This window comes from Variovorax sp. OV329, from assembly GCF_900114785.1.
Lineage (GTDB): Bacteria > Pseudomonadota > Gammaproteobacteria > Burkholderiales > Burkholderiaceae_C > Variovorax.
Genome location: NZ_FOUG01000005.1, coordinates 355,380 through 369,588 on the forward strand (window position 1 = coordinate 355,380; position 14,209 = coordinate 369,588).

Consider the following 14,209-nt stretch of genomic DNA (forward strand, 5'->3'; position numbering starts at 1 on the left):
GGAATGCGGCCCGCCAAACGGGCCGCGGCCTACTTCGCGAAGAGCCCCTTGTACTGCTCGCGCAGCAGGGCCTTCTGCACCTTGCCCATGGTGTTGCGCGGCAGTTCCTCGACGACGAAGCAGCGCTTGGGAATCTTGAAGTTGGCCAGCCTGGCCTTGAGTTCCCCCAGGATCGCATCGGGCGCCAGCGCGGCGCCGGCCTTGAGCGTGACCAGCACCACGCCCACCTCGCCGAAGTCCGGGTGCGGCGCACCCACCAGGGCGCTCTCGGCCACGCCCTCCATCTCGTTGATGTAGCCCTCGATCTCGGCCGGGTACACGTTGTAGCCGCCGCTGATGATCAGGTCCTTGCTGCGTCCCACGATGCTCACGTAGCCCAGGCCGTCGATCTTGCCCACGTCGCCGGTCTTGAAGAAGCCGTCGTGGGTAAATTCCTCGCGGGTCTTCTCGGGCATGCGCCAGTAGCCGGCAAACACGTTGGGGCCGCTCACCTCGATGGCGCCGATCTCGTCGGTGGTGCAGTCGCGCTCGTCTTCCGAGCGCACGCGCAGCTGCACGCCCGGCAGCGGGAAGCCGACCGTGCCGCCGCGCCGCTCGCCCTGCACCGGGTTGTAGGGGTTGGAGGTGAGCATCACCGTCTCGCTCATGCCGTAGCGCTCCAGGATGGTGTGGCCGGTGCGCTCGCGCCATTCGTTGAAGGTCTCGATGAGCAGTGGCGCCGAGCCGGAGATGAACAGGCGCATGTTGCGCACCGCCTTCTTGTTCAGCCCGCGCTCGGCCAGCATGCGCACGTAGAGCGTGGGCACGCCCATGAACACGGTGGCATCGGGCAGCCGAGCGACCGTGCGCTGGGGGTCGAACTTCGAGAACCAGATCATCCTGCTGCCATTGAGCAGCGCGCCATGGATGGCCACGAAGAGCCCGTGCACATGGAAGATGGGCAGCGCATGGATGAGCACGTCGCCCTCCTGCCAGCCCCAATAGTCCTTGAGCACCTGCGCGTTGGACAGCAGGTTCCCGTGCGTGAGCATCGCGCCCTTGCTGCGGCCCGTGGTGCCGCTGGTGTAGAGGATGGCCGCCATGTCGTCGGCCTCCTTGTGCGCCACCTCGTGCACGTCGCTGCAGCTTGCGGCCACCTCCAGCAGCGTGCCGCTGCGGTCGTCGTCGAGCGTGAACACGTGCGGCGTGCCGGCCGCCGCCGCGATGGGGCCAACCCAGTGCGCGTTGCGGCTGCTGCACACGACCACCGCCGGCTCGGCGTTGCCGACGAAGTACTCGATCTCCGCCTGCTGGTAGGCGGTGTTGAGCGGCAGGAAGACGTAGCCCGCGCGCAGCGTGGCCAGGTACAGCATCATGGCCTCGACCGACTTCTCCACCTGCACCGCGATGCGGGCGCCGGGCTCCAGCGACAGCGCATCGAGCAGGTTGGCGATCATCGCGCTGGCGCGGTCCAGGTCGCGCCAGGAATAGTGAAGCCCGTTGTCGGTCTCGACCGCCATGCTGTCCAGGTCGGCGGGAAAGGCGGCGCGCAGGGCCGCGTAGAGATTGGCGTTGGCTTGCGGTTGGGCGGTCATGTTGGTGCGGATCGGAAAGCGCGATGTGTGCGGCGCTCAGAAGTCGGGGGTGCGCTTTTCAAGGAAGGCCGTCACGCCCTCGCGGTGCTCGAGAACACCGGCATAGCGGTAGGCCTCGGCCAGGAGTTCGGACGGCAGCTGCGCAGCCTGAAGCAGTGCGAAGCTGCGCTTGTTGGCGCGCGCGGCCAGCGGTGCGAGTTCGAGGATGCGCTGCGCACTGGCCAGTGCCTCGCCCGGCACGTCGCCGTCGGGCAGCACGCGCAGCAGGAAGCCTGCGTCGTACAGGCGCTGCGCGGAATGCACGCCGGCACAGAAAAGCATGTCTCGCGTGAGCACGTCGCCGACCGCGCCGCGCACCAGCGCGGCTTCGCGCGGCGCCATGGGAAAGCCCAGCTTGGCGATGGGTGCGCCGAAGCGGCAGGCGCTACCGGCCAGCCGGATATCGCAGCAGCTGGCGATCTCCAGGCCGGCGCCCATGCAGGCACCCTCGATCTGCGCGACCAGCGGCACCGGGCAGTCGAGCAGGGCCTGCAGCGCGCCCCACACCTCGTTCTCGTGGAAGTGCGCGAGCTGCGCCTCGTCGAAGCGGAAGGACGGGTACTCGGAGATGTCGCCGCCCGCGCAGAACGCACCGCCCTCCCCGCGCACGATCACGCAGCGAAGCGCATCGTCGGCGTTCAAGGCCTCGAAGGCGGCACGCAGCGAGAGCCACATGCCGCGCGTCATCGCGTTCAGGCGCGCGGGATTGGACAGGGTCACGAGGGCCAGCGGGCCCTCGCGCTCCACGCGGACCTCGGGGGAAGCAGCCGTCACTCGAGCGTGACCCCTGCTGCCTTCACCACCGCGGCCCAGCGCTTGACCTCGGCGCTGACGAAGGCGCCGAACTGCGCCTGCGTGAGCGTGGGGATCTCCGCGCCGTTGCTGGCCCAGATGCCCTTGATCTCGTCACCGCTGAGCGATTTCTTCATGTCCTCGATGATGCGTGCCTGCACCTCGGCCGGCGTGCCCTTGGGCGTCCACAGGCCGTACCAGGTGGTGACGGTGTAGTCCGGCAGGCCCACCTCGGCGGCGCAAGGCACGTCGGGGAAGGCGGGGTTGCGCGTCTTGCCCGAGACCATCAGCGCCTTGATGCGCCCGGACTTGATGTGCTGCGCGGAAGAACCCAGGCCGTCGAACATGCAGTCCACGTTGCCGGAGATCAGGTCCGCCAGCGCCGGGCCGGCGCCACGGTAGGGGATGTGCGTGATGAAGGTGCCGGTCTGCTGCTTGAACAGCTCGCCCGCCAGGTGGTGCGAAGTGCCCGAGCCTGCCGAGGCGTAGTTGAGCTTGCCGGGGTTGGCCTTGACGTAGGCGAGGAACTCCTTGAAGTTGCTGGCCGTCACCCGCTTGGGGTTCACCACCACCACCTGCGGCACGTTGGCCATCAGCGCCAGCGGGATGAAGTCCTTCTCGATGTCGTAGTCCAGCTTGGGGTAGATGGATGGCGCGATGGCATGGTGCACCGCCCCCATGAACAGGGTGTAGCCGTCCGGCTGCGCCTTGGCGGCGATGCTGGCGCCCAGCGTGCCGCCGGCACCGCCGCGGTTGTCGATCACCAGCGTCTTGCCCACGACCTTGGCGAACTGCGCCGACAGCGGTCGCGCGAAGGCATCGGTGCCACCGCCCGCCGGGAAGGGCACGATCATGGTCACCGGCTTGGTGGGCCAGCCCGATTGGGCCAGCGAGGCCAGCGGCCAGGCGCCGAGTCCGGAAACGGCTGCAGCGCCCGAGGCGCGCAGCAGCAGGTCACGGCGGCGAATTTGGAAGTTGTTGCTCATTGCTTGTTGTCTCCAGTCGTTCTAGGTTGAATCTTTCGTCTTGAGGTCAGCTGCGCAGCGAATCCACTTCCCTCGACGCCGGCACGCGGCCCTGCGCCAGCAGCGCACGGTGCTTGTCGAGCCGCTTGAGGTCGTAGAGGTAGTTCACCATGAGGCCGAAGGACTGCTTGAGCCCCTTGGCCGAAGGGTCGCCGGCCCAGTTCAGCCGTTCGACCCGCGCTCCGTTGCCCAGGTGGAAGCGTGCCACCGGATCGGCCGGCTGACCATCGGGCAATTCTCGCCCCAGGTAGCGGGCCGCGGCCTTGAGCATGAACTGGCGCACCGGGGACTTCGCGTCCAGCGCCAGGGCCTGCTCGGCCGCATTCATCAGGTCGCTCGCACCGGGCTTCTCGACATTGAGCGCGCGTGCAAGTTCGGCGCGGCGCTTGTCGTCCAGCCCGTCGATCAGCCCGCCCGCATGCTTGCCCAGCCAGCTGCGGAAGCCCGGGATCGGCGAAAGCGTGGCGAAGACCTTGAGCTTGGGAAACTCCTCGCTGAGCGTCTCCACCACCCGCTTGATGAGCGAGTCGCCGAAGCTCACGCCGCGCAGGCCGGTCTGCGTGTTGCTGATCGAATAGAAGATGGCAGTGGTGGCGCGCGAGAGGTCGCCCACCGCGGCCGCCTCGTCCAGCAGCGGCGTGATGCCGTCGCTGATGTGGTCCACCAGCGCCACCTCCACGAAGATGAGCGGCTCGCCCGGCATGCGCGGGTGGAAGAAGCCGTAGCAGCGGCGGTCGCTGTCCAGCCGGTTCTTCACGTCGGCCCAGCTGCGGATGTCGTGCACCGCCTCGTAGCGGATCAGCTTCTCGATGAGCGAGGCGGGCGAGTCCCAGCTGATGCGCCGAAGGTCGAGGAAGGCGACGTCGAACCACGTGGCAAAGAGGTGCTCCAGCTCCGCCTCCAGCGCCAGCAGGCGCGCATCGCCCTTGAGGTGCGGCAGCAGCTCGGCACGCAGGTCGACCAGGAAGCGCAGCCCCGGCTCGGCCACCGCGAAGCGCTGCAGCAGCCGGGCACGCGGCGAGACCAGCGCGCGGCGCAGGCGCACCTCGGCGTGGCCGGCATCGGCGCCCTCCACGGCCGCGTCGAAATGCGCGCGCGCTGCCTCGATCTTCTTCGCGTCGGAGGCGAAGCGCTCGCTCATCAAGAGCCACACGTCGCGCCGCGAATCGGCATCGAGCGTGCCATACCACTGCGCCAGGTCGGCGGCGCGGCGGCCCGCCTCCACCTCGCTCAGGCGCGGGTCGACCACCGCCTGCAGGTCGGCCAGCGCACGGCGCAGGGCACGGGGCGACAGGCCCTCGCCGAAGCGGCGCAGGGTGGCGCCCAGGCGATCGTCGAGCGAGCGCGGCGCCGCCTTGGAAGAAGGCGCGGAGGCGGCCACGGCGCGAAGCCCCGGGGCCATGTTCAGGAGGGTGGTGCTGCTCATCACGTTGCGATCCTCGTGGTCTGCAGGAGCGCCACGGCACGCAGCGCCTCGCGTTGTCGATGGAGATGGGTGCGCATTGCCGCTTCCGCGCCTTCGCTGTCGCGGGCCTTCAGCGCAGCGAACACCGCCAGGTGCTCCGACAGGCTCTGCTCGAGCCGGCCGGGCGCGCGCAACTGTTGCAGCCGCGCCAGCTTGAGGATCTTGCGCAGATCGCCGATGACCTGGGCCAGCCAACGGTTATCCGCCAGCAGGATGATGGCTTCGTGAATCGCGAAGTTGGCGGCGTAGTACTCGTTGATGCGGTGCGCCTTGGCATGGCGCTCCAGCTTGTCGTGCAGCACCGTCAGGGCCGCGATGTCGGCGTCGTTGGCCTTGCTGGCGGCCTCGTAGGCGCAGCGGCCTTCCAGCAGCGCGATGACGGGGAAGATCTCGTCCAGGTCGCGCTGGGTCACTTCGCTCACGAAGCAGCCGCGGCGTGGCTCGTGGCGCAGCAGGCCCTCGGCGGTGAGCACCTTGAGCGCCTCGCGCAGCGGGGTGCGCGAGATTTCCAGCCGGGTGCACAGGGCGCCCTCGTCGACGAAGCTGCCGGGCGCCAGGCGCCCGGAGAAGATCTCTTCGCGCAACGTGGCGGCGACCTCGTCGTGAAGGGAATTGTGGACCACGCGCATGTTGAAATCCGGATGGGAGCCCGCTCCTTGCAAGTGCGCTCCGTCAGGCGCCGCCCACAGAGAATTTCTGATAATTACGCGTAATTATGAGAAGAACCGACGCCTCCGGCAAGCCCTTGCCGCCCTTGCCGCCCAAACCGCGCCGACGCGTTCGCGCGGTGTCGCCGCTGCCCATGCGCGACGGCGTGAGCGCCAGCTGGGTGGCATTGCCGGCAGGGCCGTGGGCCCGCTTCGAGGATTTCTTCGTCGAGCGTTTTCCATTGGTGCCCCGCGCGGACTGGCGCGCCCGCATGAGCCTGGGCGAGGTGGTCGACAGTGCCGGCGGGCCCGTGGACCCGCAGGGCCACTACCGCCCTCACCTGCGACTCTGGTACTACCGCGCGCTCGAATGCGAGGACGACATTCCCTTCGAGGAGAAGATCCTCTTCCACGACGAGCACCTGCTGGTCGCCGACAAGCCGCATTTCCTGCCGGTGGTGCCCACCGGCCGCTACCTGCAACACAGCCTGCTGGTGCGGCTCAAGCGCAGGCTGGGCATCGAGGAGCTCTCGCCGGTGCATCGCATCGACCGCGGCACCGCGGGACTGGTGGTCTTCTCCCTGCATCAGCAAACCCGCGACCGCTACCAGGCGCTCTTCAGGGATCGCTCGGTGGGCAAGGTCTACGAGGCCATCGTGCCCTGGTCGGAGGGCGTCGAGCTGCCGCCGGTGCGGCGCAGCCACCTGATGGACGACGCCTCCTTTCTGCGCACCCGCGAGGCGCCGGGCGAGCCCAACTCGGAGACGCACATGGAACTGGTCGAGGTGCAGGCGGGCCATGCACGGCTGCGGCTCTCGCCCGTCACCGGCCGCAAGCACCAGCTGCGGGTGCATTGCGCGGCCATGGGCATGCCGATCCTCAACGACGACTACTACCCGGTGCTGCGACCCGAAGGTCCGGACGACTTCACGCGTCCGCTGCAGCTGCTTGCCCAGTCGCTGGAATTCACCGACCCGGTGACCGGCCAGGCGCGCCGCTTCGAAAGCGAGCGGCGCCTGGATTTCCCGCAGTCTGCGGACTGAGCCTCAGCGGCCGGCCGGGGCCAGCGCCGATGCGTTGCGGCCCGCGCTCCAGTACAGCCAGGCACCGAAGGCCAGCATGGGCACGCACAGCCACTGGCCCATGCTCATGTTAAGCGCCAGCAGGCCCAGGAAGTCATCCGGCTCGCGGAAGTACTCGGCGATGAAGCGGAACAGCCCGTAGCCCATCAGGAACACCGCCGACACGCGTCGCTCCAGGCGCGGCTTGCGCGCGTAGAGCCACAGCAGCACGAAGAGCAGCAGGCCTTCCAGGAGGAACTGGTACACCTGCGAGGGGTGGCGCGCCAGCATCGAGCCGCTTTGCGGAAAGACCATGCCCCAGGGCAGGTCCGGGCTGGAGAAGCGCCCCCAGAGCTCGCCATTGATGAAGTTGCCGACGCGCCCGGCCGCCAGACCGGTAGGCACGCAAGGCGCGACGAAATCCATCACCTGCCAGAAGGGACGGCCGCGCGAATGGGCATACCAGACCATCGAGCCGATCACGCCCAGCAAGCCGCCGTGGAAGCTCATGCCGCCTTGCCAGACGAAGAAGATCTCCAGCGGGTGCGTGAGGTAGTAGCCCGGCTTGTAGAAAAGGCAATAGCCCAGCCGGCCGCCCACGACCACGCCCATCACGCCCAGGAAGAGGATGTCCTCCACGTCCTTGCGCGTCCAGGGCGTGGGCAGCGTGACCGAGCGGAAGGGCTCGTGCCGCAGGCGCCGCGTGGCCAGGAAGAAGAAGAGCCCGAAGGCCGCGAGATAGGTCAGGCCATACCAGTGGATGGCGATCGGCCCGAGTTGCAGGGCAATCGGGTTGATCTGGGGGTACATCAGCATCGGGCTATTGTGCCAAGCCCATCTGACCCTTCACGAAGGCGACGAAGCGCTGCAGCGCGGGCTGCTCGCCTTCCACCGGCCACACCAGGCTGGTCTCGCAGGCCGGAAGCTGCACGCCCTTGCTCCGCCGGCCGGCCGCGAACTCGGCGGCGCGCCTGTAGACCACACCCTCGCGGCGGAACTGCGTGACGCTCTCGGGCACCCAGGCCACGCCCAGGCCGCCCCACACGAGGTTGACGATGGTCTGCATCTGGATCGCTTCCTGCGCCACGCGCGGCACCAGGCCCGCCGCATGGTAGAGGCTGAAAATTGCGTCGTGCAGCGAAGGCACGATGCGCCGCGGGAAGATCACCAGCGGCTCGGCCAGCACCTCGGCCAGCTCGGGCTTGTCGGCCCGGGCCAGCGGATGCGCGGCCGGCAGCGCCAGCACGAGCGGCTCGCTGGCGACCGACATGCGCTGCAGGCCCGGCGGCGCGAAGCCGGGTGAATGAAGCATCAGGCCCGCATCGATCTCGCCGCGCGCGAAGGCTTCGAGTTGCACGTCGCCGGTGGCTTCGACCAGCTCCAGCGCGACCTGCGGGCTGCTGGCGCGGAAGTCGCGCACCCAGGCGGGAAGCCGCTCGAAGCCGATGGTGGAGACGAAGGCCAACCGCACCCGGCCCAGCTCGCCCGCGGCAGCCGCCCTCGCCCGCCCCGGCAGCGCGCTGGCGCGCGCCAGCAACTCGCGCACCTCGGGCAGCAGCGCCTCGCCCGCCGGCGTGAGCGCCACCCGGCGGCGGTTGCGGTCGAAGAGCAGCACGCCCAGCGACTTCTCCAGCTGCGCGATGGCCTGCGTCACCGGCGGCTGCGTCATGTGCAGGCGGGCGGCGGCGCGGCCGAAATGCAGCTCCTCGGCCACCGCCAGGAACTGCCGCCACACCCGCAGGTCGATGCTGGGCTCACTCATTCGCCAAGCATATCAGTGGCGCCTTGAAAATGGATTGGAAGCAATCAATGAACGCGCCGATACTTGGGGCCCCGCCCAGACAGCCCAGACATAGAGAGACCACGATGGAAACCAAACCGATCCAGATCAACCGCCGCAGCGCCAACATCACCGAAGGCAAGGCGCGCGCCGCCAACCGCTCCATGTTCTATGCCATGGGCTACCAGGAGGGCGACTTCAAGAAGCCCATGGTGGGCGTGGCCAACGGCCACAGCACCATCACCCCCTGCAACTCGGGCCTGCAGAAGCTGGCCGACGCGGCCATCGAGGGCATCGAGGAATCGGGCGGCAACGCCCAGGTGTTCGGCACGCCCACCATCTCCGACGGCATGGCCATGGGCACCGAGGGCATGAAGTACTCGCTGGTCAGCCGCGAGGTCATCTCCGACTGCATCGAGACCTGCGTGGGCGGCCAGTGGATGGACGGCGTGGTGGTGGTCGGCGGCTGCGACAAGAACATGCCGGGCGGCATGATGGGCATGCTGCGCGCCAACGTGCCGGCCATCTACGTCTACGGCGGCACCATCCTGCCGGGCAAGTGGAAGGGCCAGGACCTGAACATCGTGAGCGTGTTCGAGGCCGTGGGCGAGAACGCCGCCGGCAAGATCAGCGACCAGGAACTCAAGGACATCGAGCAGCACGCCATCCCCGGCACCGGCTCGTGTGGCGGCATGTACACCGCCAACACCATGTCCAGCGCCTTCGAGGCCCTGGGCATGTCCCTGCCCTATTCCTCGACCATGGCCAACCCGCACGACGAGAAGCAGAACTCGGCCAAGGAATCGGCCAAGGTGCTGATCGAGGCGATCAAGAAGGACATCAAGCCGCGCGACATCGTCACCCGGAAGGCGATCGAGAACGCGGTGGCGGTGATCATGGCCACCGGCGGCTCGACCAACGCGGTGCTGCACTTCCTGGCCATCGCGCACGCGGCCGGCGTGGAATGGACCATCGACGACTTCGAGCGCATGCGCAAGAAGGTGCCGGTGATCTGCGACCTCAAGCCCAGCGGCAAGTACCTGGCCGTCGACCTGCACGTGGCGGGTGGCATTCCGCAGGTGATGAAGATCCTGCTGAACGCGGGCCTGCTGCATGGCGACTGCCTCACCATCACCGGCAAGACCATCGCCGAGACGCTGGCCGACGTGCCGGATGCGCCGCGCGCCGACCAGGACGTGATCCGTCCCATCGACAAGCCCATGTACGCGCAAGGCCACCTGGCGATCCTCAAAGGCAACCTCTCGCCCGAAGGCGCCGTGGCCAAGATCACCGGCCTGAAGAACCCCGTCATCACCGGCCCGGCGCGCGTGTTCGACGACGAGCAGTCGGCCCTGAAGGCCATCCTGGACGGCAGGATCAAGGCCGGCGACGTGATGGTGCTGCGCTACCTCGGCCCCAAGGGCGGCCCGGGCATGCCCGAGATGCTGGCGCCCACGGGCGCACTGATCGGTGCCGGCCTGGGCGAAAGCGTGGGCCTCATCACCGACGGCCGCTTCTCCGGCGGCACCTGGGGCATGGTGGTGGGCCACGTGGCGCCCGAAGCGGCGGCCGGCGGCAACATCGCCTTCGTGAACGAAGGCGACTCGATCACCATCGACGCGCTGCAACTCAAGCTGGAACTGAACGTGCCCGAAGCCGAGCTGGCCAAGCGCCGCGAAGGCTGGACGCCGCCGGCGCCGCGCTACACCCGTGGCGTGCAGGCCAAGTTCGCCTTCAACGCTTCCAGCGCCAGTTCGGGCGCGGTGCTCGACAACTACTGAGCCGAGCCGTGCCGGGAGTGACCCCGCTCACTCCCGGATGTTGGCGAACTTGACGATGTCGGCGTACTTGCGCTGGTCGTCGCGCAGCATCTTGGCCAGGTCTTCATTGCCCGAGGGCGCCAGCACGCCGCTGCCCTCCATCCGGTTGCGGAACGCGGGCTCGGCCAAGCCCGTACGCAGGGCATCGGCCAGCTGCTTCGCAATCTCGGGCGGCAGGCCGCGCGGCGCCATCATTGCGTACCAGCCGGAGAGGTCGAAGCCCTTGAGCTGAGGCGTTTCGGCCAAGGCCGGCACCTGCCCCAGCGTGGGAAAGCGCTTCTGCGAGGTGACGGCCAGCGGCGTGATGCGACCGCTCGCGATGAAGGGCGCTGCGCCGGTGGGCGACATGACGGCGAAGTCCAGCGTGCCGCCCACCAGGTCGCTGCTGAGCGAAGCCGTGCCGCGGTACGGGATGTGGGTCATGAACAGGCCCGCGCGCTCCTTGAGCAGTTCCGCCGCCAGGTGCAGCGTCGAGCCCACGCCCGAGCTGCCGTAGCTGTACTTGCCCGGATTGCGCTTGACCAGCGCGATGAACTCGTCGATGTTCTTCACCGGCACCTTGGGGCTGGCCACGAGCACGACCGCAGAGCTGCCGAGCATGCCGACGGGCGTCATGTCCCGGATCCCGTCGTACTTCTGCGCCGGGTTGACCAGGCCCGTGCCGATCAGTTCGTTGCTGGAGCCCGCCAGCAGCGTGTAGCCGTCGGCCGGGCTGTTGACCAGCCGCTGCGCCGCCAGCGAGCCCGCCGCGCCTGGCGCGTTCTCAACCACCACCGTCGCGCCGAGCTTTGCCGAGAGGATGTCGGCCGCCACGCGGCCCACCATGTCCACCGAGCCGCCGGGCGCATAGCCGATCAGGATCTTGATCGGCTTGGCGGGATAGCCCTTCTGGGCCAAGGCAGGCACGCTCGCCAGGGGGCCGGACAAGGCGATCAAAGCCAGCGCAGCGCGGCGCGAGACGACAGGAGTGGGCATGGAGCAGGAGGGCGTAGGTAAAAGAAAGGAAGTCGTCAGGCGGACTGCAGGAAGCGCCGCACCAGCTGCACCCAGTAGCTCGCCGCGATGGGCAGCATGGCGTCGTTGAAGTCGTAGCCAGGGTTGTGGACCATGCAGCCGCCGGTGGCGTGGTGCTCGCCGGTGCCGTTGCCGACGATGAGGTAGCTGCCCGGGCATTTCTCGAGCATGAAGGAGAAGTCCTCGCTCCCTGTCAGCGGCGCCAGCTCGGGAAGCAGGCCGTCCTCGCCCAGCCAGTCCAGCGCCACCTCGCGGGCAAAGCGGGTGGGAGCCTCGTCGTTGACCAGCGCGGGGTAGCGCCAGTGGTAGTCCACCTCCGCCTGCACGCCCAGCGTGACGGCCTGCGCCTTCACCAGCTCGGTGATGCGCTCGCGCAGCATCGCGCGCACCTCGGGGCGGTAGGCCCTTACCGTCAGGCGCATCAGCACGCTGTCGGGAATCACGTTGGGCGCATCGCCGCCGCGGATGGCACCGACCGAGACCACCGCCATGTCGCGCGGGTCGACGTTGCGCGAGACGATGGTCTGCAGCGCGATGACGATGTGCGCCGCCGCCACCACCGGGTCGCAGGACTGGTGCGGCGCCGAGCCGTGGCCGCCCTTGCCCTTCACTGTGACGGTCACCGAGTCGGACGACGCCATGAACGAGCCGGACTTGAAGCCGAACTTGCCCACCGGGAAGCCCGGCATGTTGTGCAGCGCAAAGACGGCGTCGCAGGGGAAGCGGTCGAACAGTCCCTCCTCCACCATTCGCCGGCCGCCGCCCAGGCCCTCCTCGGCCGGCTGGAAGATGAGATTGAGCGTGCCGTCGAAGCTGCGCTCCTGCGCGATGCAGCGCGCGGCGGCCAGCAGGATGGCCGTGTGGCCGTCGTGGCCGCAGGCGTGCATCTTGCCGGGCACGCGGCTGGCGTAGGGCACGCCGGTGGCCTCGTGGATGGGCAGCGCGTCCATGTCGGCGCGGATGCCCAGTCGCCGGGTGCCCTGGCCGAGCTTCAGGCTGCCCACCACGCCGGTGCCGGCGAGGCCCTGGTGCACCTCGTAGCCCCAGCTTCTCAAGCGCTCGGCGACCAGCGCGCTGGTGTCGAATTCCTCGAAGGCAAGCTCGGGGTTGGCATGGATCTGGTGCCGCACCGACACCATCTCGGCAGCAATGTCACGCACGCTGGGGAGCACGTGCTCCGCGCCGGCGGCGTCCTGGATTCGAAAAGTCATGCGCCGCAGTCTAGGAAGACCCATCGGCGCAGGTCAGACAGGCCGCGCCCGTCACCGTTCAATATTGCCTGTCTTTCGCCGAATAATCGGCACATGAAACTCCAGCAGCTGCGCTACCTTGCCACCGTGGCTTCCGAAGGCAGCATTCGCGCCGCGGCACGCGCACTGGGCGTGAGCCAGGCCACCGTGACGCAGGCCCTGCGCGAGCTCGAGGCGCATGCGGGCGTGGCCCTTCTCACCCGGCATGGGCAAGGCGTGGGCTTCACGCCGGCGGGGCAGGACCTGCTGGGGCATGCGCAGCGCGTTGCGACCCAGCTGCGCGAGGCCGAAGACAGCCTGGCCCGCCACCGCGACGCCAAGGCGCCGCAGCGGCTGTCGGTGGGCGTCACGCCCTGGATCGCGCAGACGCTGCTGTCCTCGGTGGTGCCGGTGTTCCGCCGGCAGATGCCGCATGTGCGCCTGGAGCTTTACGACGGCGTCGCCGCCGTGGCCTACCCCAAGCTGCGTGACGGCAGCCTGGACCTGATGATCGGCCGCATCGCGAACGATGCGGCCATGCAGAGCCTGCAGGCCGCGCCCATCTTCAGCTACGAGATGACGGTGGTGGCCCGCCGCGGCCATCCGCGCAGCGGCGCCCGCTCGATGGCAGAGCTGCTGGAAGACGACTGGATCCTCAACTACGGCCCCGCCGAGGAAGATGTGCTGATGGACATCCTTTTCTGCCAGCACGGCCTACAGCCGCCGCGCCAACGGGTGCACCTGGCGCATTCGGCGGCCGTGATCATGACGCTGGTGCAGCAGACCGACATGCTGAGCTTCTGCCCCTGGCCGCTGGTGGAGACCGAGGCCCTGCGCGCGCGCATCTCGGCGCTGCAGCTCAAGGAGCGCTTCCAGAACAACACCGTGGGCGTGGTCCGGCGCTCGGGTGAAACGCCAACGCCGGCGGCACGCTGCTTCGTCTCGCTGTTCCTCGATCAGGTGCGCGCCTGGCTTTCCTCGGGGCAACTGGAGATGCGGCGCGTGCTGCATTCGGTCGACATCCTGGATGCCGCCGTCTGGCGCGAGGATGGCGGCAGCGCGCCGCCCATCAACTGAAGTCCCGAATCAACGCCGCTTGCGCGACCGGGCGTTGAGCATGCCCAGCTGGCTGCGCTGGCGCTCGATGCGGTCCTGCTTGCGCTCGTCCTCGCGCTGCACCGCCTTGCGCTTCGTGTAGCCCGACCAGTCGGCCCAGGCCCACCAGGCCATGGCCAGCCCGAAAGGCGCCAGCACGACGAGCCAGGACCAGTTGGCCACCGGACCGATCTCCAGCAACTTCAGCGCAATGGCCAGAATGCCCAGGCCCAGGAACCACATCGCTCTACCCTCCGGGATTTGTGTATCGACGCCACCGCGCGGCCCTGCCTAAAATGCGCGAAAACGGTTGTTGCCAACTGTAGCGCAGCCCCGAGCCGAGAGAACCCCCATGAAGAACGCACTGTTGTTTTTGTCACTTTCCGCCGGCCTGGCTGCTCCCGCCATGGCCGATCTGCAACTGGCCACCTCGAAGAACTGCATGGCTTGCCATGCGGTCGACAAGAAGGTGATCGGCCCCTCCTTCAAGGACGTGGCCGCCAAGTACAAGGACGACAAGGCAGCGGCCGACATGCTCGCCGGCAAGATCCTCAAGGGCGGCTCCGGCGTGTGGGGCCCGATCCCCATGCCGGCCAACACCCAGGTCAGCGAGGCGGAAGCCAAGAAGCTGGCCGCCTGGGTGCTGACGATCAAGTAAGGGCGCGAGC

At 68.5% G+C, this 14,209-nt stretch carries 14 protein-coding genes; 4 read left to right on the top strand and 10 right to left on the bottom strand.

The window, feature by feature from the left end; genetic code table 11:
• Positions 1-29: 29 nt before the first annotated feature.
• Genes BM345_RS11215 through BM345_RS11235 form a run of 5 tightly spaced genes read right to left on the bottom strand, consistent with a single transcriptional unit; the run spans position 30 to position 5,524 of the window.
• Entirely contained in the window at positions 30-1,574 is a 1,545-nt protein-coding gene (locus BM345_RS11215; protein WP_093379252.1) for a malonate--CoA ligase, read from the bottom strand.
• Positions 1,575-1,610: 36 nt separating this feature from the next.
• Positions 1,611-2,387: an enoyl-CoA hydratase/isomerase family protein gene (locus tag BM345_RS11220; RefSeq protein ID WP_175544969.1), complete on the bottom strand. Its 777-nt coding sequence runs from the start codon at positions 2,385-2,387 to the stop codon at positions 1,611-1,613.
• A complete protein-coding gene (locus tag BM345_RS11225) occupies positions 2,384-3,391 on the bottom strand; it encodes a Bug family tripartite tricarboxylate transporter substrate binding protein (RefSeq protein WP_093379255.1) in 1,008 nt (335 codons plus the stop codon). The genes BM345_RS11220 and BM345_RS11225 overlap by 4 nt, the downstream gene beginning before the upstream one ends.
• Before the next feature lie 46 nt (positions 3,392-3,437).
• Positions 3,438-4,832 carry a malonyl-CoA decarboxylase gene (locus tag BM345_RS11230; protein ID WP_254789698.1) on the bottom strand — a complete coding sequence of 465 codons (1,395 nt, stop codon included), beginning with the start codon at positions 4,830-4,832 and terminating at the stop codon, positions 3,438-3,440.
• 23 nt (positions 4,833-4,855) lie between these two features.
• Complete coding sequence (locus BM345_RS11235; protein ID WP_093379260.1) at positions 4,856-5,524, bottom strand: GntR family transcriptional regulator; 669 nt, start codon at positions 5,522-5,524, stop codon at positions 4,856-4,858.
• An 86-nt stretch (positions 5,525-5,610) separates the two neighbouring features.
• Here BM345_RS11235 and BM345_RS11240 point away from each other — a divergent pair, with 86 nt between their 5' ends.
• Positions 5,611-6,585 (top strand): pseudouridine synthase, encoded by a 975-nt coding sequence (locus tag BM345_RS11240; protein ID WP_093379263.1) that lies wholly within the window; start codon positions 5,611-5,613, stop codon positions 6,583-6,585.
• A 3-nt stretch (positions 6,586-6,588) separates the two neighbouring features.
• Here BM345_RS11240 and lgt read toward each other — a convergent pair whose 3' ends face one another.
• Complete coding sequence (lgt, locus tag BM345_RS11245) at positions 6,589-7,419, bottom strand: prolipoprotein diacylglyceryl transferase (RefSeq protein ID WP_093379266.1); 831 nt, start codon at positions 7,417-7,419, stop codon at positions 6,589-6,591.
• A gap of 4 nt (positions 7,420-7,423) precedes the next feature.
• Positions 7,424-8,365, bottom strand: coding sequence for a LysR family transcriptional regulator (locus BM345_RS11250; RefSeq protein WP_093379269.1), 942 nt, complete (start codon positions 8,363-8,365; stop codon positions 7,424-7,426).
• Positions 8,366-8,469: 104 nt separating this feature from the next.
• Here BM345_RS11250 and ilvD point away from each other — a divergent pair, with 104 nt between their 5' ends.
• Complete coding sequence (gene ilvD / locus BM345_RS11255) at positions 8,470-10,164, top strand: dihydroxy-acid dehydratase (RefSeq protein ID WP_093379272.1); 1,695 nt, start codon at positions 8,470-8,472, stop codon at positions 10,162-10,164.
• A 27-nt stretch (positions 10,165-10,191) separates the two neighbouring features.
• Here the strand turns inward: ilvD and BM345_RS11260 are convergent, their stop codons facing one another.
• Both BM345_RS11260 and BM345_RS11265 read right to left on the bottom strand, forming a co-directional pair.
• Positions 10,192-11,178, bottom strand: coding sequence for a Bug family tripartite tricarboxylate transporter substrate binding protein (locus BM345_RS11260; RefSeq protein WP_093379275.1), 987 nt, complete (start codon positions 11,176-11,178; stop codon positions 10,192-10,194).
• Between the two features lie 35 nt (positions 11,179-11,213).
• Positions 11,214-12,428, bottom strand: a complete 1,215-nt coding sequence (locus BM345_RS11265; protein WP_093379277.1) for a M20 aminoacylase family protein — start codon at positions 12,426-12,428, stop codon at positions 11,214-11,216.
• A 93-nt stretch (positions 12,429-12,521) separates the two neighbouring features.
• On the opposite strand from BM345_RS11265, the gene BM345_RS11270 reads away from it, so the two are divergent.
• Entirely contained in the window at positions 12,522-13,523 is a 1,002-nt protein-coding gene (locus tag BM345_RS11270) for a LysR family transcriptional regulator (RefSeq protein WP_093379280.1), read from the top strand.
• Positions 13,524-13,532: 9 nt separating this feature from the next.
• On the opposite strand, the gene BM345_RS11275 is transcribed toward BM345_RS11270, so the two are convergent.
• Positions 13,533-13,784: a TIGR04438 family Trp-rich protein gene (locus tag BM345_RS11275; protein ID WP_093379283.1), complete on the bottom strand. Its 252-nt coding sequence runs from the start codon at positions 13,782-13,784 to the stop codon at positions 13,533-13,535.
• A gap of 109 nt (positions 13,785-13,893) precedes the next feature.
• Here BM345_RS11275 and BM345_RS11280 point away from each other — a divergent pair, with 109 nt between their 5' ends.
• The gene (locus tag BM345_RS11280; RefSeq protein WP_093379285.1) at positions 13,894-14,199 is read left to right on the top strand and encodes a c-type cytochrome; all 306 of its coding nucleotides are present in this window, start codon (positions 13,894-13,896) and stop codon (positions 14,197-14,199) included.
• The last annotated feature ends 10 nt before the right edge of the window (positions 14,200-14,209 follow it).

What these genes read in the sequence shown, in the direction of transcription:
- BM345_RS11215 (WP_093379252.1), bottom strand. Translation starts at nt 1,574, where the DNA reads ATGACCGCCCAACCGCAAGCCAACGCCAATCTCTACGCGGCCCTGCGC.
- BM345_RS11225 (WP_093379255.1), bottom strand. Translation starts at nt 3,391, where the DNA reads ATGAGCAACAACTTCCAAATTCGCCGCCGTGACCTGCTGCTGCGCGCC.
- BM345_RS11230 (WP_254789698.1), bottom strand. Translation starts at nt 4,832, where the DNA reads ATGGCCCCGGGGCTTCGCGCCGTGGCCGCCTCCGCGCCTTCTTCCAAG.
- BM345_RS11235 (WP_093379260.1), bottom strand. Translation starts at nt 5,524, where the DNA reads ATGCGCGTGGTCCACAATTCCCTTCACGACGAGGTCGCCGCCACGTTG.
- BM345_RS11240 (WP_093379263.1), top strand. Translation starts at nt 5,611, where the DNA reads ATGAGAAGAACCGACGCCTCCGGCAAGCCCTTGCCGCCCTTGCCGCCC.
- lgt (WP_093379266.1), bottom strand. Translation starts at nt 7,419, where the DNA reads ATGCTGATGTACCCCCAGATCAACCCGATTGCCCTGCAACTCGGGCCG.
- BM345_RS11250 (WP_093379269.1), bottom strand. Translation starts at nt 8,365, where the DNA reads ATGAGTGAGCCCAGCATCGACCTGCGGGTGTGGCGGCAGTTCCTGGCG.
- ilvD (WP_093379272.1), top strand. Translation starts at nt 8,470, where the DNA reads ATGGAAACCAAACCGATCCAGATCAACCGCCGCAGCGCCAACATCACC.
- BM345_RS11260 (WP_093379275.1), bottom strand. Translation starts at nt 11,178, where the DNA reads ATGCCCACTCCTGTCGTCTCGCGCCGCGCTGCGCTGGCTTTGATCGCC.
- BM345_RS11265 (WP_093379277.1), bottom strand. Translation starts at nt 12,428, where the DNA reads ATGACTTTTCGAATCCAGGACGCCGCCGGCGCGGAGCACGTGCTCCCC.
- BM345_RS11270 (WP_093379280.1), top strand. Translation starts at nt 12,522, where the DNA reads ATGAAACTCCAGCAGCTGCGCTACCTTGCCACCGTGGCTTCCGAAGGC.
- BM345_RS11275 (WP_093379283.1), bottom strand. Translation starts at nt 13,784, where the DNA reads ATGTGGTTCCTGGGCCTGGGCATTCTGGCCATTGCGCTGAAGTTGCTG.
- BM345_RS11280 (WP_093379285.1), top strand. Translation starts at nt 13,894, where the DNA reads ATGAAGAACGCACTGTTGTTTTTGTCACTTTCCGCCGGCCTGGCTGCT.